Here is an 18,873-nt window from a genome sequence, read left to right on the forward strand (position 1 = left end):
CAGGGTGCCGCCATCGCACCCGGCGCGGGGCTCCGGTACAATCGGCGACTCTTTGTGTATGCGCCATGAGAAGCCCGATATGATCGCTTGCTTGCGTCCGCTTTCTGCTTTGATCCTGGCCGGTCTGCTGACCGCCTGCGCGACCTCGTCCAACTCCGGACTGGGCGAACTTCCCCGTACGCCGAATGCCAGCATCGAGCAATTGTTGCAGCAGGCCAGCCAGAGCAAGCCGGAAGAAGCCGCCCTGCTGCGCCTCTCGGCCGCGGACCTGGCCTACCAGCAGAAGGACCTGGCACGCTCCAGCGCCATTCTCGGGCAGATTCCCCTGGAAACCCTGAAACCGGCCCAGCAGGTCTTCGCCAGCACCCTCGGCGCCGAACTCGCCCTCGCCCGCAACAAGCCCAAGGCCGCCCTGCAGGCCCTGCAGCACCCGAGCATGCAGCATCTCGGCGAACTGCCGGTGACCCAGCAGGTGCGTACCCAACGCGCCAAGGCCCAGGCCCTCGCCGCCGACGGCCAGGTCCTCGCGGCAGCCAAGGAGCGCATCTACTTCGCACCACTGCTCGAAGGCCCGGCGGTACTCGAAAACCAGGAGAAGATCTGGAGCCTGGTCAGCAGCCTGCCGGTCGACCAGTTGCAACCGAGCGCCAGCGAAGGCGACCTCAGCGGCTGGCTGGCCCTGGCGCGCATCACCAAGACCTCGCCGACCCTGCAGCAACAGCAGGCCAGCATCCAGAGCTGGCAGCAGCAGAACCCGGAACACCCGGCTGCCAAACACCTGCCGGCCGCGCTGGAAAAACTCAAGACCCTGTCCCAGCAGCCGCTGACCCGCATCGCTCTGTTGCTGCCGCAGCAAGGCCAGCTGGCCAACGTTGCACGCGCCCTGCAGGACGGCTTCCTCGCAGCCCACTACCAGGCCCAGCAGGCCGGTCAGAACCCTCCCTCGATCAAGCTCTACGACAGCACCCAGGTGCGCTCGGTGGACGACTTCTATCGCCAGGCGCAGGCCGACGGCGTCGAACTGGTCGTCGGCCCGCTGGAGAAGCCACTGGTCAAGCAACTGGCCAGCCGCGAGCAACTGCCGATCACCACCCTCGCGCTCAATTATGGCGACAACAGCCAGGAAGGTCCGGCACAGCTGTTCCAGTTCGGCCTCGCCGCCGAAGACGAAGCCCGCGCGGTAGCCAGCCGCGCCTGGGGCGATGGCATGCGCCGCGCCGTGGCGCTGGTGCCGCGCGGCGAATGGGGTGACCGCGTCCTGGCCGCCTTCAGCCAGAGCTGGCAGGCCGCCGGTGGCAGCCTGATCGCCGCCGAGCACGTCGACCAGCCGGTACAACTGGCGCAACAGATCGCCGACCTGCTGCAACTGCGCCAGAGCGAAGGCCGCGCCCAGCGCCTGCAAGGTGCCCTGGGCAGCCAGATCGCCACCCAGCCGTCACGCCGCCAGGACATCGACTTCGTGTTCCTCGCCGCCACCCCGCAGCAGGCCCGCCAGATCAAGCCGACCCTGGCCTTCCAGTACGCCGGCGACCTTCCGGTGTACGCCACCTCGCACCTCTACACCGGGACCAACAACCCGACCCAGGACCAGGACCTCAACGGCATCCGCTTCTGCGAGACCCCGTGGCTGCTCAACCCCAGCGACCCGACCCGCCAGCAGGTCGCCGCCCAGTGGCCGCAGGCCAATGGCAGCATGGGCCGGCTCTACGCCATGGGCGTCGACGCCTACCGACTGGCTCCGCGCCTGCCCGAACTGAAGGCCGTACCGAGCCTGCAGATCGACGGCCTGACCGGCACCCTGAGCCTCAACCCGGCCCAGCGTATCGAACGCCAGCTGCAATGGGCCGAATTCCGCAACGGCCAGGTCCAGCCGCTGGGGACCACCAGCTTTTGACCGATAGAGCGAACTCCCGGGACAAGGGGCGCCAGGCCGAGGAAATGGCCTGCGCCCACCTCCTTCGCCAGGGCCTTGCCACACTTGGCAAGAATTGGACCTGCCGCCGGGGGGAGCTCGATCTGGTCATGCTCGACGGCGATACAGTAGTATTCGTCGAAGTCCGCTCCCGCCGGCATCGCGCCTGGGGTGGAGCGCTGGAGAGCATCGACGCGCGCAAGCGTCAGCGCCTGATCCTCTCCGCCGAACTTTTCCTGCAACAGGAGGCGCGCTGGGCCAAACGGCCCTGTCGCTTCGATGTGGTCACCGTCGATACCAGCGACGGACAATCACCACCGCGACTGGACTGGATTCAGAACGCGTTCGACGCCTGAACAGCCGCCCCACCGAAGGTCATTACCGATGGACATGCAACACCGTATCCGCCAGCTCTTCCAGGCCAGCATCGAGACCAAGCAGCAAGCGCTGGAGGTTCTGCCCCCCTATATCGAGCAGGCCAGCCTGGTGATGGTCAATGCGCTGCTCAACGAGGGCAAGATCCTCTCCTGCGGCAATGGCGGCTCGGCCGGCGATGCCCAGCATTTTTCCTCCGAACTGCTCAACCGCTTCGAGCGCGAACGTCCGAGCCTGCCGGCCGTGGCCCTGACCACCGACAGCTCAACCATCACCTCGATCGCCAACGACTACAGCTACAACGAAGTCTTCTCCAAGCAGATCCGCGCCCTGGGCCAGCCAGGCGACGTCCTGCTGGCGATCTCCACCAGCGGCAACTCGGCCAATGTGATCCAGGCCATCCAGGCCGCCCACGACCGCGAGATGGTGGTGGTCGCCCTGACCGGCCGCGACGGCGGCGGCATGGCCTCCCTGCTGCTGCCGGAAGACGTGGAGATCCGCGTTCCGTCCAAGATCACCGCGCGCATCCAGGAAGTCCACCTGCTGGCCATCCACTGCCTGTGCGACCTGATCGACCGCCAACTGTTCGGGAGTGAAGAATGAGCCGTACCGCCTTCGTCGCCGCCACCCTGGCCCTGAGCCTGGCCCTGGGAGGCTGCAGCAGTTTCCTCAGCGCCACCCGGGACAAGCCGATCGACGATGATCGCGGGACCCGCACCATCGGCAGCAAGATCGACGACTCGCTGATCGAGACCAAGGCCGCGGTGAACATCGCCAAGGCCGATCCGGCCCTGGACAAGGATTCCCACATCGTCGTGGTCAGCTACAACGGCATCGTGCTGATCGCCGGCCAGACCCCGCGCGCCGACCTCAAGAGCAAGGCCGAGCAGGCCGCGCGCACGGTGCAGAAGGTCAAGAACGTGCATAACGAGCTGCAGGTGACCGCGCCCTCCTCCCTGCTCGCGCGCAACAATGACACCTGGATCACCACCAAGCTGAAGACCCAGATGCTCAGCGACCCCAACGTGCCTTCCTCGCGGATCAAGGTGGTCACCGAGAACGGCATCGTCTACATGATGGGCCTGGTCAACCAGCAGGAGGCCGCCCAGGCCGTCCGTGTCGCCCAAGGCGTCGACGGCGTGCAGAAGATCGTCAAGCTGTTCGAATACATAAACTGACGAACGCCAGAACGAAAAAAGGCGATCCTTCGATCGCCTTTTTTCATTGCTCGCCGTCTACTTGACCACCTTCAGCGACGGCCTGCCGCTGGGACGCGGCGGCTCATCGGACGGTCCACCGTCGTCATCACCCGGCTCGTCGTCCACCGGACCTGGCTGCTCCAGATCGAAGACCATGCCCTGGCCGTTCTCCCTGGCATAGATGGCCATCACCGCCAGCGCGGGAATGTACAGGCTCTGGGCCACGCCCCCGAAACGCCCCTCGAAGCTCACCGCCTCGTTGTCCATGTGCAGATGGCGCACGGCCGAGGGCGAGACATTGAGCACGATCTGCCCATCGCTGGCGTACCCCGGAGGCACCTTTACCCCGGCGAACTCGGCGTTCACCAGGATGTGCGGCGTGCAGTCGTTGTCGACGATCCATTCGTAGAGCGCGCGGACCAGATAGGGACGGCTGGAATTCATCTTCATGTTCCTTAACGCATATCTCGTTCAACGGAAGACAGGCTGGCCCGGAAGCTGTCCCGGGCGAAGCCGCGCTCCATGTAGTCGAGCAACGGCTTGGCCTGCCGCGGCAACTCGATGCCCAGTACGGGGAGGCGCCAGAGGATCGGCAGCAGGCAGCAATCCACCAGGCTGAAGTCCTCGCTGAGGAAGTACGCCTTGTCGGCGAACAGCGGGGAAACGCCGGTCAGGCTCTCGCGCAACTCCTTGCGCGCCAACGCCCGCTCGGCCTCCTTGCTGCGCGCATCGAGGATCCGGTCCACCAGGGCACACCAGTCCCGCTGGATACGATGGATCAACAAGCGGCTGTTGGCACGCTTCACCGGATAGTCGGGCAAGAGTGGCGGATGTGGGTAGCGCTCGTCGAGGTATTCCATGACCACCGTCGGTTCGTACAGCGCCAAGTCGCGATCGACCAGGGTCGGCACGCTGCCGTAGGGGTTGACCTCCGCCAGCTCCGGCGGACAGCGCCCCGCCTGGATATCGACCACGTCCACGCTCACATTCTTCTCGGCCAGGACCAGGCGGATGCGATGGCAGTAATGATCGGCAGGGTCGGAATAGCAGGTCAGCTTGTTGATCGAAGCCATGGAGCCCTCCTCGCAGGTCGACTTGTGGGAGGTGAAAAGACGCGCGCGCCCCGGAGGGCGCGCGCTTCGAGACCAACGTGCGGGTTAGTGCACGTCCTTCCAGTACTCGCGCTTGAGGAGATAGGCGAATACGAAGAAGAAGGCCAGGTAGAGCAGGACGTAGGTACCGATACGCTCGGAGGCCAGTTTGTTCGGGTTGGCCGAATAGGCCAGGAAGGTCACCAGGTTCTTGACCTTCTCGTCGAACTGGGCTTCGTTCAGCTCGCCGGTCTTCGGCACCACGGTCAGCTGGTCACAGGCTTCGTGGGTCAGCGGGGTGCCGGTCAGCGGGTCGAACTGCTTCTTGCCATCCTCGACCACCTGCACCTGCTTGCAGCCGATCACCTGGCGTCCCTGCAGGGGAGCCAGGACGTTCGGCATGCCGACGTTCGGGAAGACCACGTTGTTCACGCCCCACGGACGCTTGGGATCCTCGTAGAACGAACGCAGGTAGCTGTACAGCCAGTCGGTGCCACGTACGCGGGCGACCAGGGTCAGGTCCGGCGGAGCGGCGCCGAACCAGGTCTTGGCGTCGGCCGGCTTCATGCCGATATCCATGTGATCGCCGATCTTGGCGCCGGTGAATACCAGCTTTTCCATCATCAGATCGGCAGGAATGCCCAGGTCGGTGGCGACGCGCTCGTAACGCTGGAACTTGGCGCTATGACAGCCCATGCAGTAGTTGGCGAAGGTACGCGCGCCATCCTGCATGGCCGCCTTGTCGGTCAGGTCGATATCGACATGGTCCAGTTGCGGCCCATGGCCGCCGGCGGCGAAACCCAGGACTGGCAGTACCGCCAGGATCAGTGCAGCGAATTGCTTTTTCATCAGCCAGTCACCCTTTCCGGAACCGGTTTGGTCTTCTCCATCCGGGTGTAGAACGGCATCAGGATGAAGAAGGCGAAATACAGGACGGTGCAAATGCGCGACAGGGTAGTACCCAGCGGGCTCGGAGCCTGGGCGCCGTAGTAGCCGAGGATCACGAAGGACACCGCGAAGATCACCAGCCACAGCTTGCTCAGCCAGCCCTTGTAGCGGATCGAGCGAACCGGGCTGCGATCCAGCCACGGCAGGACGAACAGCACGGCGATCGCCGCACCCATTGCCACCACGCCCATCAGCTTGTCCGGAACCGCGCGGAGGATCGCGTAGAACGGGGTGAAGTACCAGACCGGAGCGATGTGCTCGGGGGTCTTGAACTGGTTGGCCATCTCGAAGTTGGGCTTCTCGAGGAAGTAGCCGCCCATTTCCGGGAAGAAGAAGATCACGGTGCAGAAGATGAACAGGAACACCACGACGCCGACGATGTCCTTCACGGTGTAGTACGGATGGAACGCGATGCCGTCCAGCGGTACGCCGTTCTCGTCCTTCTTCTTCTTGATGTCCACGCCGTCCGGGTTGTTCGAACCGACTTCGTGCAGCGCCAGGATGTGCAGCACGACCAGGCCGAGCAGGACGATCGGCAGGGCGATCACGTGCAGGGCGAAGAAGCGGTTCAGGGTGATGCCGGAGATCAGGAAGTCACCACGGATCCACTGGGCCAGGTCTTCGCCGACCACCGGAATCGCGCCGAACAGGGAAATGATCACCTGGGCGCCCCAGTAGGACATCTGGCCCCAAGGCAGCAGGTAGCCCATGAAGGCCTCGGCCATCAGCGCCAGGTAGATCAGCATGCCGAAGATCCACACCAGCTCGCGCGGCTTCTGATAGGAGCCGTAGAGCAGGCCGCGGAACATGTGCAGGTAGACCACGATGAAGAACGCCGATGCACCGGTGGAGTGCATGTAGCGAATGATCCAGCCGTAGTCGACATCGCGCATGATGTATTCGACGGAGGCGAACGCCTCTTCGGCCGACGGCGTGAAGCTCATGGTCAGCCAGATACCGGTGAGGATCTGGTTCACCAGCACCAGCAGCGCCAGGGAGCCGAAGAAATACCAGAAGTTGAAGTTCTTCGGTGCGTAGTACTTGCTCAGATGGTCTTCCCACATCTTGGTCGCGGGAAAACGCGCATCGACCCAAGCCATGAACTTGTTCATCAGGCTTTCTCCTGGTCCACGCCGATGGTGATGACATCGTCAGCATCGAACGTATAAGGCGGAATCGGCAGGTTCAGCGGCGCAGGCTGGCCCTTGTAGACACGACCGGCGAGGTCGTAGTGGGAGCCGTGGCAAGGGCAGAAATAGCCACCCTTCCAGTCCGGACCGAGGTCGGCAGGGGCGACTTCGGGACGGAAGGTCGGCGAGCAGCCCAGGTGGGTGCAGATGCCGACGATCACCGCCAGTTCCGGCTTGATCGAGCGAAGCTTGGGATCGACGTACTCCGGCTGCTCCGAGGCCTTGGAGTCCGGGTCGGCCAGTTGTCCTTCGAGGCTCGGCAGGGCGTCCAGCATCTCCTTCGTACGGTGCACGATGAATACGGGCTTGCCGCGCCATTCAGCGATGATCTGCTGACCTGGATCGATCTTGCCCACGTTCACCTGCACCGGCGCGCCAGCAGCCTTGGCTTTGGCACTGGGGAACCATGACCCTACGAACGGGACCGCAGCACCCACCGCTCCCGCCGCGCCAACCACAGAAGTGGCCGCGACGAGGAAGCGACGCCGGCCTGCATTCACGCCGTCATTACTCATTCAGTCGTCTCCCATCAGCTTCAGACCTGTTCTAATCAGGCCTTTAAGTAAAAATTCGAGCCGCGCAAAAAATTCGCCAAATGGTAAAGAAAACCCCCTTTGATGACAAGGTAATAGCCTGACACAAACAGCCCGAAACCCTTGCAGGGCGCGCTCTCCGGCCATGCGACACCTTGCCGCAGAGAGTAGAGCGTAGACATAAAAAAACGCCCAGCTCCGAAGAGGTGGGCGTTTTTCATCAAGCGTCGACTTAACGCTTGGAGTACTGCGGACGCTTACGCGCTTTACGCAGACCGACTTTCTTACGCTCGACTTCGCGGGCATCGCGGGTCACGTAGCCGGCCTTGCGCAGCGGGCTGCGCAGGGTTTCGTCGTATTCGATCAGGGCACGGGTGATGCCGTGACGGATCGCGCCAGCCTGACCACTTACACCACCGCCGACGACGGTGACGAAGATGTCGAACTTCTCGACGGTCTCGGTCAGCTCGAGCGGCTGACGCACGACCATGCGAGCGGTTTCACGACCGAAGAACTGGTCGAGGCCGCGGTTGTTGATGGAAATCTTGCCAGTACCCGGACGCAGGAAGACGCGAGCGGTAGCGGTCTTACGACGGCCAGTGCCGTAATTTTGAGTCGCCGACATAATGAGCTATCCCGTTAAATCTTCAGTTCTTGGGGCTGCTGAGCGGTGTGCGGGTGGTTGGCACCCTTGTACACCTTCAGCTTGCGATACATATCGCGACCCAGAGGGTTCTTCGGCAGCATGCCTTTCACAGCGGTCTCGATGACGCGCTCAGGGGCCTTGGCGATCAGCTTCTCGAAGTTGATCGACTTGATGCCGCCCGGGAAGCCGGAGTGGTGGTAGTACATCTTGTCGGTGGTCTTGGCACCGGTCACACGCACCTGCTCGGCGTTGATGACGACGATGTAGTCGCCGGTATCAACGTGCGGAGTGTACTCAGGCTTGTGCTTGCCACGCAGGCGGCGGGCAATTTCGGTCGCCAGACGACCCAGGGTCTGGCCGGCAGCGTCGACGACGAACCAGTCGCGCTGTACAGTTTCCGGTTTCGCGGTATAGGTTTTCATTCGTTATAGCCTCAGGGGCCGCCTGAAAATAAGACGGCGAATCTTACTGGACAGTGGTTGCCTTGACAAGTCAAGGACAGCCGAAAACAGACACGAATTGGGGCTCGGGTCGGTGTGCGTCCGTAACGACTAGATATATCGATCGGCAGGCTAGGCATCCCCCGCCGATGAAAGGCTGCGGAATTATGCAGATTTCGCCAGAATTTACAACCGCATTAACCACTTAATTTCACGAGGACACCCGCATGCAGTATCGCCCGCTCGGCCGCACCGACCTGAAAGTCAGCGCCCTGTGCCTCGGCACCATGACCTGGGGCGAGCAGAACAGCGAGGAAGAGGCGTTCGCCCAGATCGCCAGGGCCAAGGCCGCCGGGATCAATTTCATGGATACCGCGGAGATGTACCCGGTGCCGCCGCGCGCGGAAACCTATGCCAGCACCGAGCGCATCATCGGCAACTGGTTCCGCCGCAGCGGCGACCGCGCCGACTGGATCCTCGCCAGCAAGATCGCCGGCCCCGGCAACGGCATCAGCCATGTGCGCGACGGCAACCTCAGGTTCAACCGCCACCACATCGTCGCCGCTCTCGACGCCAGCCTGCAGCGCCTGCAGACCGACTGGCTGGACCTCTACCAGTTGCACTGGCCCGAACGGCGCACCAACTTCTTCGGCCAGCTCGGTTACCAGCACCAGGAGGAGAGCTTCACCCCCCTGGAGGAAACCCTGGAAGTGCTCGACGAGCAGGTGCGCGCCGGCAAGATCCGCCATATAGGCCTGTCCAACGAAACGCCCTGGGGCACCATGACCTTCCTCAGGCTCGCCGAGGAGCGCGGCTGGCCGCGCGCGGTGTCTATCCAGAACCCCTACAACCTGCTCAACCGCAGCTTCGAGGTCGGCCTGGCGGAGATCGCCATCCGTGAACAATGTGGCCTGCTGGCCTACTCGCCAATGGCCTTCGGCATGCTTTCCGGCAAGTACGGGAATGGCGCCCGTCCGGCCAGCGCGCGCATCAGTCTCTACAGCCGCTTCACCCGCTACACCAACCCGCAGGCCGAGGCGGCCTGCGCGCGCTACGTGGCGCTCGCCCGCGAGCATGGGCTGGAGCCGGCGCAGATGGCGCTGGCCTATGTCACCTCGCGGTCGTTCGTCAGCAGCAACATCATCGGCGCCACCTCGCTGGAACAACTGGAAACCAACCTTGGCAGCATCCACCTGAAGCTGGACGAGGAAGTGCTCGCCGCTATCGACGCGATCCACCGGGAGCAACCGAACCCGGCGCCCTGAGCTCTCCAGGGCCCGGCGGCCGGGAGCGCGTCACAGCGCCCGTGCGATGATCTCCTTCATGATCTCGTTGGTACCGGCGTAGATCCGCTGCACCCGGGCATCGGCCCAGGCCCGCGCCACCGGGTATTCCCACATGAAGCCGTAGCCGCCGTGCAATTGCACGCATTCGTCGAGCACCTTGCATTGCAGGTCCGTCGTCCAGTACTTGCACATGGCGGCGGTGGGTACGTCCAGCTTGCCCTGGAGATGCTGCTCCATGCAGCGATCGACGAAGACCCGGCCGACCTGGATCTCGGTGGCCATTTCCGCCAGCTTGAAACGGGTGTTCTGGAAATCCGCCACCGACTTGCCGAACGCCTTGCGCTCGCGAGTGTAGTCGAGCGTCCATTGCAGGGCCGCCTCGGCCGACGCCAGCGCGCCGATACCGACGGTCAGGCGCTCCTGCGGCAGCTCCTGCATCAGGTAGATGAATCCCTGGCCGTCCTTGCCGAGCAGGTTCTCCCGGGGAATCCGCACATCCTGGAAGAACAGTTCGGAGGTGTCCTGGGCCTTCATCCCGACCTTCTCCAGTCGCTTGCCCTTGCTGAAGCCCGGCGTACCCGCCTCGACCACGAACAGGCTTATGCCCTTGGCGCCAGCCTTCGGATCGGTCTTCGCCACCACGATCACCAGGTCGGCGAGGAAGCCGTTGGTGATGAAGGTCTTCGAACCATTGATGACATACTCGTCGCCATCCAGTACCGCGGTGGTCTTCACCCCTTGCAGGTCGGAGCCGGCGCCCGGTTCGGTCATGGCGATGGCCGCGACCATCTCGCCGGATACCAGCTTCGGCAGGTACTTGCGCTTCAGCGCCTCGCTGCCGTAGTGGAGGATGTAGGGTGCGGCGATGTCCGAATGCAGGGAGAAGCCGATCCCGGTCAGCCCGGCCCGACCGATTTCTTCGATGACCACCGCGCTGTAGAGGAAGTCCGCGCCCATCCCGCCATATTCCTCCGGCAGGTGCGAACAGAGCATTCCGGCCTCGCCGGCCTTGTTCCAGAGCGCGCGGTCGACATGCCCATCCTTTTCCCACTGGTGATGGAAAGGCACGGCCTCCTGTTCGAGGAACTTGCGCACGCTGTCGCGGAACAGTTCGTGGTCGGAGCTGAACAGGGTTCTCGGTATCATCGTGGTCACCTGGAAACGGTCTGGGATCGGATTGGCCGCACGCGGCAGGCCTTCGACTGTAGGGAAATGCCCCGACCGACGCACTGGACAGTTGCGCCAAAAAATAAGACGATCCAGCCGCCTTTTGACCGCTTTCCCTTACTCACAACAACGATAAAAATCCATGCGCGCTCAATCCGCCCCGGTGCTGAAACATGTCGGCATCGTCGCCATCGACGGCGTCTTCGCCTCGACCCTGATGCAGGCCAAGGACTTCTTCCACATGGCCAGCCTGCGCCACGGCAAGCAGCAGGGCCTCGGCCTGCAGCCGGCCTTCCGTACGCGCATCCTCAGCCCCGACGGCCAGCCGGTACGCAGCTTCAGCGGCGACAGCATCGCCGTCGACGGCCCCCTCGCCGCCTGCGATATCGTGGTCCTGCCAGCCTTCTGGGGCGACTTCGACGCCCTCGAGCGGCGCTATCCGCAGATCGTCCCCTGGCTGCGCCGCAGCCACGCCGAGGGCACCGCGCTATGCGGCGAGGCCACCGGGGTCTTCTGGCTGGCCCGGGCGGGGCTGCTGGACGGCAAGGAAGCGACCACCTACTGGCGTTTCTACCGGGAATTCGCCGAGCGCTTTCCGAATGTGCTGCTCAACCAGGAAAAACACCTCACCGACGCCGACGACCTGTTCTGCGCCAGCGGCGTCACCTCCGCCTGCGACCTGTACATCTACCTGATCGAACGCTTCTGCGGCGGTCCGGTGGCCCAGGCGGTGGCCCGCGATACCCTCTACGAGGTGCAGCGCAGCTACACCCCGGGACGCATCGGCTTCGGCGGGCAGAAACTGCACCACGACCCGACGATCCTGCAGATCCAGCAATGGCTGGAAGACCACTTCGCCGACAAGTTCCGTTTCGAGGATGTCGCCCGCGACCACGGCATGAGCATCCGCAACTTCATGCGGCGCTTCCAGGCGGCCACCGGCGACAAGCCACTGCACTACCTGCAGCGCCTGCGCATCGAGACCGCCAAGGGCCTGTTGTCGAGTACCCGCAAGAGCATCAAGACGATCAGCTACGAAGTCGGCTACGACGACGCCAGCTTCTTCGCCCGCCTGTTTCGCCAGCACACGGAGCTCTCCCCCCACCATTACCGCCGCCAGTTCCTGCAGAAGGAAAGCTGAGCCGGCCATCCCTAGGATGGGTAGCCAGGCGGGCCTGCACGGGTTCTCATGAACCTCGCAGGCCCGCCGCAGACGCGGGCGTTCCGAACAACGACAAGAACGGACCTTTGCCATGCGCCTTTATCTGCTCGCCTTCCTGGCCCTCTTCGGTACGAATGTCATGGCCGCCGACCACTGGAAAGCCTTCCCCTACGACCAGAGCGCCTATGACTATCCCGGCGACAAGTTGAAGGAAGCCTGGCCGCGCCTGACCCGCGGCTTCGGCAGCTATCCCTATCCGGACGCCGACTGGGTGGTGAGCATGGCCACCTCGCACCCCGACGCCCTGGAAAAGACCGTGAAGGCCGGCACCGGATTTACCGGCAGGCCCGAGGAAGCCGCGGAGTATGCGGCGCGACTGCAGGACGTCTGGCGCCTGCTGTTCCGTGGCGACTACGCCAAGGCCAAGGAACAGGGCCTGGCCCTGGGGGTTGGCGGCCAGGTCCCGGCAATGTTCGCCCAGGTGCTCTACGCCATGTTCCTGGCGCCCACCCAGGCGGAGAAGCAGCGCCTGCTGGAAGAGGTGATCGACTACACCGAGCAGGCCGGCCCGCTGGTCAAGGCCGATATCGTGGCCCAGTTCGGCAGCGTCTACGCCAAGGCGCGCCTGGCCGAGGAACTGTCGGTACCGGTGGTGCTCAAGCGCGGCTATACCAGCGAGATCCCCAGGGAACTGGACGCCCTCCTGGCCAGGCAGCCCAACCAGCCGTTCGCCCTGGCGCTCTACGGCGGTTACGAGGCGGGAGTGATCCGCAAGGTCGGCAAGCTGGTCGGCAAGATGACCTACGGGGTCAGCGCCGACAAGATGGAGCAGTATTTCGCCCGCTCCTTCCGCCAGGCCGACGACCTGCCGATCGGCCACTACGAGTACGCCAACGCGCTGACCTACGTATACGGCGACGACGAACGGGAGAAAGCCATCGGCCAGCTGAAGCAGGCCGTGGCGATCAAGCCGATCAACGCCATGGAAGCCCTCGAAGTGGCCCACGCGAAGAAGCTCCTCGCCGGTTTCGAACAGAACACCGCGCAACGTTGAGACGCCGCGCGCCCATGAAAAAAGGGGTTGCCATCGGCAACCCCTTTCTCGTTCCCGCCCCGGATCAGGGCCGGTGCGGACGCGTCAGGTATTCGTGGGACTGCATTTCCAGCAGACGGCTGAGGGTGCGCTGGAACTCGAATTCCAGCCGGCCGCCACTATAGAGGTCCTTGAGTTCGACCTCGGCGGAGATGATCAGCTTGACGCTACGGTCGTAGAACTCGTCCACCAGGTTGATGAAGCGTCGCGCCATGTCGTCCTTGGCGACGCCCATCTGCTCGACGTTGGAGATCAGTACCGCGTGGAAGATCTTCGCCAGTTCGATGTAGTCGTTCTGGCTGCGCGGGCCGTCGCACAGCTCGCGGAACTCGAACCAGGCAACGTCGTCGCAGGTCAGGCGCGCGCGAATCTCGCGGTTCTCGATCATCAGCGCCTCGTCGCGCTGGGCCTTGGCGCAGTCCGGGGTCAGGGCCTTGAAGCTGCGCGCCATCTCCTCCTCGACCTGCTCGCTGAGCGGCCAGTGGAACAGTTCCGCCTGCTCCAGCGCACGCAGTCGATAGTCGACGCCGCTGTCGACGTTGACGATCTCGGTATGCTCCTTGAGCAGGGCGATCGCCGGCAGGAAGCGCGCGCGCTGCAGGCCGTCCTTGTAAAGGCCGTCCGGAACGATGTTGGAGGTCGCCACCAGGCTCACGCCGTTCTTGAACAGCTCTTCCAGCAGCGTGGCGAGGATCATCGCGTCGGTGATGTCGGAGACGAAGAACTCGTCGAAACAGATCACCCGCGCCTCGTCGGCGAAACGCTTGCCGATGATGGTCAGCGGGTTCTTCTCGCCCTTGAGGGTCTTCAGTTCTTCATGCACCCGCTTCATGAAGCGGTGGAAGTGCGTGCGCACCTTCTGCTCGAACGGCAGCGATTCGAAAAAGGTATCCACCAGGTAGGTCTTGCCGCGGCCGACGCCGCCCCAGAAGTACAGGCCCTTGACCGGCCCGCCGGACTTCCTGCCGAGCAGCTTGCCGAACAGGCCGGGCTTGGCATGGTCGGCGGCGACCAGGTCGTCGTAGAGGCGTTGCAGATGCTTCACGGCATTCGCCTGTGCGGCATCGTGGAAGAAATCGGGGCGTTGGAGATCGGCCTGGTAGCGCTCGAGGGGCGTCATGATCGGTAGCAATGCAACGAAAACGGGGCCGTCACTTTAGCGACGACCCCGTCTCTTGGCAATCGGCCATCCGTCGAGGGCGGGCCGCAGCCTTATTCCTGCGGCGCCAGCGCTTCGCGGGTGCGCTCGATGGCGGCGTCGCGGGCGGCGGCGTCGGCAAAGGCCGGGCTCTGCGCCACCGCTTCGCCGTCCAGCCACAGGCCGAAGGCATTGCCGTCGACCCGCAGGTCGGTCCCCTCGCCGCCCTGCAGGCGCTTGCTCACCGCGCCGGCGGCCTTGCCATCGGCAAAGGCGCGGGACAGCAGCAACTGCTCGCCGGCGGCATCCAGCAGGCGGAAACGGAAGCTGCCGTCGTCGTCGCGGAAGCTGACCAGGCGCGCCGCCTTGGTGGCCTTCTTCCTGCCAGCCTCGGCGCTCTTCAGCGGCTCGCGCAGGGAGCGCAGGCCGACCGCCTCGCGCAGCTCACCGAGGAACGGCGTGGCGATGCGGCGCGCCTTGGCCGCGCCAGCGAGAAGGATGTCCTCGATGTCGTCCGGCTTGGCGATCAGCGCCTGGTAGCGCTCGCGGGCCTCGCCCAGTTCATCGTCGAGCAACTGGAACAGGCGTTGCTTGGCCTCGCCCCAGGCCAGGCCGGCGAGCAGCTCCTGGCGGAACGTGGCGACCTGCTCCGAGCTGGCGAAGGCCGAATAAAGGGTGAACAGGTGCGAGTTGTCCGGGTCCTTCGCTTCGCCCGGCGCGCGCGAGTCGGTGACGATGCGGGCGATGGCGTCCTTGAGTTGCCTGGACGAACTGAACAGCGGGATGGTGTTGTCGTAACTCTTGGACATCTTGCGTCCGTCCAGGCCCGGCAGGGTGGCGACGCTTTCCTCGATCACCGCCTCGGGCAGGACGAAGAACTCGCGACCGTTGCCGAACAGGTGGTTGAAGCGCTGGCCGATGTCGCGGGCCATTTCCACGTGCTGCACCTGGTCGCGACCGACCGGGATCTTGTGCGCGTTGAACATCAGGATGTCCGCGGCCATCAGCACCGGGTAGCTGTAGAGGCCCATGGTCACGCCGGCGTCCGGGTCTTCGCCGGCCTCGACGTTGCGGTCCACCGCCGCCTTGTAGGCATGCGCGCGGTTGAGCAGGCCCTTGGCGCTGACGCAGGTGAGCAGCCAGGTCAGCTCGGGAATCTCGGGAATGTCCGACTGCCGGTAGAAGGTCGCACGCTCGACGTCGAGGCCACCGGCCAGCCAGGTCGCGGCGATCTCCAGGCGCGAGCGCTGGATACGAGCGGGATCGTCGCACTTGATCAAGGCGTGGTAGTCCGCCAGGAAGTAGAACGAATCCACGTCGCTCCGACGGCTGGCGAGGATCGCCGGGCGGATGGCGCCGGCGTAGTTGCCCAGGTGCGGAGTGCCGGTGGTGGTGATGCCGGTCAGGATACGAGTAGTCATGCGATACCAGGTGTCAGGCAAAGAAAAAGATGGCGCGCCGGATGGTAGCAGGGCCGGCGCGACGACGTCAGTCCTGCAGGCGCGGCAGCAGCAGGTCCTTCAGCTCGATCAGCTTGCCGTGGAAGAAATGTCCGCTTTCAGCCACCCGCAGCAACTCGTGCGGACGCGCCAGGGACTCGCTCCAGGCATACACCGCAGAAGGCGTGACCACATCGTCGTCTTCCGGCTGGATCACGGTCAGCGGGCAGCGCCCGGGCAGGCTGACGGCGAAGCGCTCGACCGGCGGCGCGATCATGAACAGTCGCGCCAGCGCGACGTCCTGCGCCTCCAGGCGGCCGGCCAGGTTGCCGGCCACGCAGGAGCCGAAGGAAAAGCCCATCAGGGTCAGCGGCAGCCCCGGATGGCGCTCCAGCAACCAGCGCGCGGCGGCCTCGGCGTCATCGATCTCGCCGATACCCTCGGCGTAGCTGCCGGCGCTCTGGCCGACGCCACGGAAGTTGAAGCGCAGGGTCGCCAGGCCGGCGTCGCGGGCGGCGCGCTGCAGGGTGGCGACCACCTTGTTCTGCATGGTGCCGGCGAACAGCGGATGCGGGTGGCAGGCCAGGGCGACGCCGCGGGCGTCCGCCAGGTCGAGGTGCAGGGCTTCCAGCGGCCCGCAGGGACCGTCGATGGTTACAGGGTTTTCGCGGGTAGACAAACAGGTACTCCGTGACCCCGGTTCGGGTCGACTCGTCTAGCAGATTACTCCAAGCGACACAGGCACTTACTCGCGTGCCGTGGTATACAGCTCGGACTCAAGCCGTTAACGTAAAGCAAAGCCGTCTATAGAGGAAGGATTCGCGTGGAACAGTCGCTCACCGCCTGGCTGCTGCCGGCCCTCGCCCTGGTCGCCGGGGTCGCCATCGGTTTTCTGATCGCCCGCCTGCTGCCCAACGCCGCACCGAACAAGGTGCAACGCCAGATGGACGACCTGCAGGACCGCTTCGACAGCTATCAGCGCGAAGTCGTGACCCATTTCAACACCACCGCCAGCCTCGTCAAGAAGCTGACCCAGAGCTACCAGGACGTGCAGGAGCACCTCTCCGACGGCGCCCAGCGCCTGGCCCTGGACGAACAGACCCGCCAGCGCCTGCTGGCCGCGCTGCATGCCGACGAAGCCTACCCGGCCGAGCGCCGCGAGCGCCTGACCCCGCCGGCCAGCGGCGAAGTGCCGAAGGACTACGCGCCGAAGAGCCCGGACAGCCCCGGCACCCTCGACGCCACCTACGGCCTGAAAGGCAAGTACTGACGCGTTGCGCAAAACCGTCGGACGCCCATGAAAAAGCCCCGCATCCGCGGGGCTTTTTCATGGCTGCGAGATGATCAGATCGCCTGGCGTTCGCGCAACAGCTCGAGCACCTGCTTCACGCCGTCCTCGACGCTCAGCGACTGGGTATCGATCACCAGGTCGGCGTCCAGCGGCACATCGTAGGGGAAGGACTCGCCAGGGATGTTGTCCTGCCCCGCCGCATACAGCCCCTGGGGATCGCGTTCGCGGCAGACCTGCGGCGAGGCCTGCACGTAGACCGTGATCAGGCGCTCGGCGCCGATCAGCGCCCGGGCCTGCGCGCGTCCTTCCGCGCTCGGCGCGACGAAGGCGCACAGGCTGATCAGCCCGGCCTCGTTGAACTGCTTGGCGACGTGCGCGGTGCGCAGCCAGTTCTCGGTGCGCCCGGCGCGATCCTGCGGCAGGCCCTTGTTCAGGTCGTGGCGCAGGTTCTGTCCGTCGAGCACGTAGACCGCGCGGCCCATGTCGAACAGCTTGCGCTCCACGGCATAGGCCAGGGTGCTCTTGCCGGCGCCGGAGAGGCCGCTGAACAGCACGGTGGCCGGCTGCTGGCCGAAGCGCGCGGCGCGCTCCTCGCGGGTGACGTGGGCGCTCGCGCCATGCTGGGCCGCACCATGGCCTGCCGGCGGCGCGGAGATGATCATGCCGGCGCCGACGGTGCCGTTGGTCAAGCGGTCGATGACGATGAAGGCACCAGTGGTGCGGTTCTGCTCGTAGCCGTCCAACGCGATGGGCGCGTCCAGGCTGACTTTGACCCGGGCGATCTCATTGAGCTTCAGCTCGCTGCCCGGGGTCTGCTCCAGGGTGTTCACGTCCACCTTGTGGACGATGCTCGGGATCGAGCCCGGCACGTAGCTGGTGGCGCGCTTGATGTCGTACTTCTTGCCAGGCAGCATCGGTTCCTCGGCCATCCACACGAGCATGGCGTCGAAGCCGTCGCTGACCAGCGGGCGGTTGTCGGCATGCACCAGCATGTCGCCGCGGGACACGTCGATCTCGTCTTCCAGGGTCAGGGTGACGGCCTGGCCGGGTCCGGCCTGCTCCAGTTCACCTTCGAAGGTGACGATGGACTTCACCTTGCTGCCCTTGCCGGACGGCAGCGCCACGACCTCGTCGCCCTTGCGCACCACGCCGCTGGCCAGGGTGCCGGCGAAACCGCGGAAGTTCAGGTTCGGCCGGTTAACGTACTGCACCGGAAAGCGCATGTCGTCGAGGTTGCGGTCGGCGGCGATCTCGACGGTCTCGAGGATCTCCATCAGCGACTGGCCGCTGTACCAGGGCGAACGCTCGGACTTGTTGACCACGTTGTCGCCCTTGAGCGCCGACATCGGCACGAAGTGCAGCGAACTGGTCTTCAGGCCGATCTTCTCGGCGAAGGCCAGGTAGTCGGCCTTGATCCGCTCGAAGACACCCTGGTCGAAGTCCTTCAGGTCCATCTTGTTGATCGCCACGACGATGTGGCGGATGCCCAGCAGCGAAGCGATGAAGCTGTGCCGGCGGGTCTGGGTCTGCACGCCGTAGCGGGCGTCGATCAGGATGATCGCCAGGTCGCAGGTCGAGGCACCGGTAGCCATGTTGCGGGTGTACTGCTCATGGCCGGGGGTGTCGGCGATGATGAACTTGCGCTTGGCGGTGCTGAAGTAGCGGTACGCCACGTCGATGGTGATGCCCTGCTCGCGCTCGGCCTGCAGGCCGTCGACCAGCAGCGCCAGGTCGACGTCGTCGCCCGTGGTGCCGACTTTCTTCGAGTCGCGGGTGATGGCCTCCAGGTGATCCTCATAGATCATCTTGGAGTCGTGCAGCAAGCGCCCGATCAGGGTGCTCTTGCCGTCGTCGACGTTGCCGCAGGTGAGGAAGCGCAGCAGTTCCTTGCGTTCGTGCTGCCCCAGGTAGGCGAGGATGTCCTCGCTGATCAGATCGGATTGATGAGACATGCTGCGTATCC

General features: G+C 64.7%; 20 protein-coding genes. 8 read left to right on the plus strand and 12 right to left on the minus strand.

Annotated elements, in window-relative coordinates; translation table 11 throughout:
- The first annotated feature begins 79 nt into the window (after positions 1–79).
- From PSPA7_RS23800 to PSPA7_RS23815, 4 genes are read left to right on the plus strand one after another with little or no spacing between them, the layout of a single operon-like run.
- Positions 80–1,894, plus strand: coding sequence for a penicillin-binding protein activator (locus PSPA7_RS23800; protein ID WP_012077200.1), 1,815 nt, complete (start codon positions 80–82; stop codon positions 1,892–1,894).
- A complete protein-coding gene (locus tag PSPA7_RS23805) occupies positions 1,891–2,268 on the plus strand; it encodes a YraN family protein (RefSeq protein ID WP_003150412.1) in 378 nt (125 codons plus the stop codon). The genes PSPA7_RS23800 and PSPA7_RS23805 overlap by 4 nt, the downstream gene beginning before the upstream one ends.
- A 28-nt stretch (positions 2,269–2,296) precedes the next feature.
- Entirely contained in the window at positions 2,297–2,890 is a 594-nt protein-coding gene (locus PSPA7_RS23810; protein WP_012077201.1) for a phosphoheptose isomerase, read from the plus strand.
- The gene (locus PSPA7_RS23815) at positions 2,887–3,465 is read left to right on the plus strand and encodes a BON domain-containing protein (protein WP_003150415.1); all 579 of its coding nucleotides are present in this window, start codon (positions 2,887–2,889) and stop codon (positions 3,463–3,465) included. The genes PSPA7_RS23810 and PSPA7_RS23815 overlap by 4 nt, the downstream gene beginning before the upstream one ends.
- Before the next feature lie 57 nt (positions 3,466–3,522).
- On the opposite strand, the gene PSPA7_RS23820 is transcribed toward PSPA7_RS23815, so the two are convergent.
- The 7 genes from PSPA7_RS23820 to rplM all read right to left on the minus strand — a co-directional run bounded on the left by PSPA7_RS23820 (position 3,523) and on the right by rplM (position 8,316).
- Positions 3,523–3,930, minus strand: a complete 408-nt coding sequence (locus PSPA7_RS23820) for a ClpXP protease specificity-enhancing factor (RefSeq protein WP_003094153.1) — start codon at positions 3,928–3,930, stop codon at positions 3,523–3,525.
- Between the two features lie 11 nt (positions 3,931–3,941).
- Positions 3,942–4,559, minus strand: coding sequence for a glutathione S-transferase N-terminal domain-containing protein (locus PSPA7_RS23825; protein ID WP_003150418.1), 618 nt, complete (start codon positions 4,557–4,559; stop codon positions 3,942–3,944).
- An 84-nt stretch (positions 4,560–4,643) separates the two neighbouring features.
- Positions 4,644–5,426 (minus strand): cytochrome c1, encoded by a 783-nt coding sequence (locus PSPA7_RS23830; protein ID WP_003150420.1) that lies wholly within the window; start codon positions 5,424–5,426, stop codon positions 4,644–4,646.
- Entirely contained in the window at positions 5,426–6,637 is a 1,212-nt protein-coding gene (locus tag PSPA7_RS23835; protein WP_012077202.1) for a cytochrome b, read from the minus strand. The genes PSPA7_RS23830 and PSPA7_RS23835 overlap by 1 nt, the downstream gene beginning before the upstream one ends.
- The gene (gene petA / locus PSPA7_RS23840) at positions 6,637–7,230 is read right to left on the minus strand and encodes a ubiquinol-cytochrome c reductase iron-sulfur subunit (protein ID WP_003100631.1); all 594 of its coding nucleotides are present in this window, start codon (positions 7,228–7,230) and stop codon (positions 6,637–6,639) included. Before petA ends, PSPA7_RS23835 begins: the two co-directional genes overlap by 1 nt.
- Before the next feature lie 250 nt (positions 7,231–7,480).
- On the minus strand, positions 7,481–7,873 hold the full coding sequence (gene rpsI / locus PSPA7_RS23845) for a 30S ribosomal protein S9 (protein ID WP_003150422.1): 393 nt from the start codon (positions 7,871–7,873) through the stop codon (positions 7,481–7,483).
- A gap of 14 nt (positions 7,874–7,887) precedes the next feature.
- On the minus strand, positions 7,888–8,316 hold the full coding sequence (gene rplM, locus PSPA7_RS23850; RefSeq protein WP_003150423.1) for a 50S ribosomal protein L13: 429 nt from the start codon (positions 8,314–8,316) through the stop codon (positions 7,888–7,890).
- A 245-nt stretch (positions 8,317–8,561) separates the two neighbouring features.
- On the opposite strand from rplM, the gene PSPA7_RS23855 reads away from it, so the two are divergent.
- Positions 8,562–9,599 carry an NADP(H)-dependent aldo-keto reductase gene (locus PSPA7_RS23855; RefSeq protein ID WP_012077203.1) on the plus strand — a complete coding sequence of 346 codons (1,038 nt, stop codon included), beginning with the start codon at positions 8,562–8,564 and terminating at the stop codon, positions 9,597–9,599.
- Positions 9,600–9,629: 30 nt separating this feature from the next.
- On the opposite strand, the gene PSPA7_RS23860 is transcribed toward PSPA7_RS23855, so the two are convergent.
- Positions 9,630–10,775, minus strand: a complete 1,146-nt coding sequence (locus PSPA7_RS23860; RefSeq protein ID WP_003120905.1) for an acyl-CoA dehydrogenase family protein — start codon at positions 10,773–10,775, stop codon at positions 9,630–9,632.
- A gap of 253 nt (positions 10,776–11,028) precedes the next feature.
- Between PSPA7_RS23860 and PSPA7_RS23865 the strand changes: the two genes are divergently transcribed.
- Both PSPA7_RS23865 and PSPA7_RS23870 read left to right on the plus strand, forming a co-directional pair.
- Positions 11,029–11,928, plus strand: coding sequence for a GlxA family transcriptional regulator (locus PSPA7_RS23865; protein WP_074197390.1), 900 nt, complete (start codon positions 11,029–11,031; stop codon positions 11,926–11,928).
- 112 nt (positions 11,929–12,040) lie between these two features.
- A complete protein-coding gene (locus PSPA7_RS23870) occupies positions 12,041–13,003 on the plus strand; it encodes a hypothetical protein (protein ID WP_003150429.1) in 963 nt (320 codons plus the stop codon).
- Between the two features lie 64 nt (positions 13,004–13,067).
- Here PSPA7_RS23870 and zapE read toward each other — a convergent pair whose 3' ends face one another.
- The 3 genes from zapE to PSPA7_RS23885 all read right to left on the minus strand — a co-directional run bounded on the left by zapE (position 13,068) and on the right by PSPA7_RS23885 (position 16,298).
- A complete protein-coding gene (gene zapE / locus PSPA7_RS23875; RefSeq protein ID WP_003150430.1) occupies positions 13,068–14,162 on the minus strand; it encodes a cell division protein ZapE in 1,095 nt (364 codons plus the stop codon).
- Between the two features lie 92 nt (positions 14,163–14,254).
- Positions 14,255–15,601 carry a tryptophan--tRNA ligase gene (locus PSPA7_RS23880; RefSeq protein WP_012077204.1) on the minus strand — a complete coding sequence of 449 codons (1,347 nt, stop codon included), beginning with the start codon at positions 15,599–15,601 and terminating at the stop codon, positions 14,255–14,257.
- A gap of 67 nt (positions 15,602–15,668) precedes the next feature.
- Positions 15,669–16,298: an alpha/beta hydrolase gene (locus PSPA7_RS23885; protein ID WP_003150434.1), complete on the minus strand. Its 630-nt coding sequence runs from the start codon at positions 16,296–16,298 to the stop codon at positions 15,669–15,671.
- A gap of 144 nt (positions 16,299–16,442) precedes the next feature.
- Here PSPA7_RS23885 and PSPA7_RS23890 point away from each other — a divergent pair, with 144 nt between their 5' ends.
- Positions 16,443–16,889 (plus strand): Z-ring associated ZapG family protein, encoded by a 447-nt coding sequence (locus PSPA7_RS23890; RefSeq protein WP_003094304.1) that lies wholly within the window; start codon positions 16,443–16,445, stop codon positions 16,887–16,889.
- 74 nt (positions 16,890–16,963) lie between these two features.
- On the opposite strand, the gene cysN is transcribed toward PSPA7_RS23890, so the two are convergent.
- Entirely contained in the window at positions 16,964–18,862 is a 1,899-nt protein-coding gene (cysN, locus tag PSPA7_RS23895) for a sulfate adenylyltransferase subunit CysN (RefSeq protein WP_012077205.1), read from the minus strand.
- Between the last annotated feature and the right edge of the window lie 11 nt (positions 18,863–18,873).

It is taken from the genome of Pseudomonas paraeruginosa PA7 (assembly GCF_000017205.1).
Lineage (GTDB): Bacteria > Pseudomonadota > Gammaproteobacteria > Pseudomonadales > Pseudomonadaceae > Pseudomonas > Pseudomonas paraeruginosa.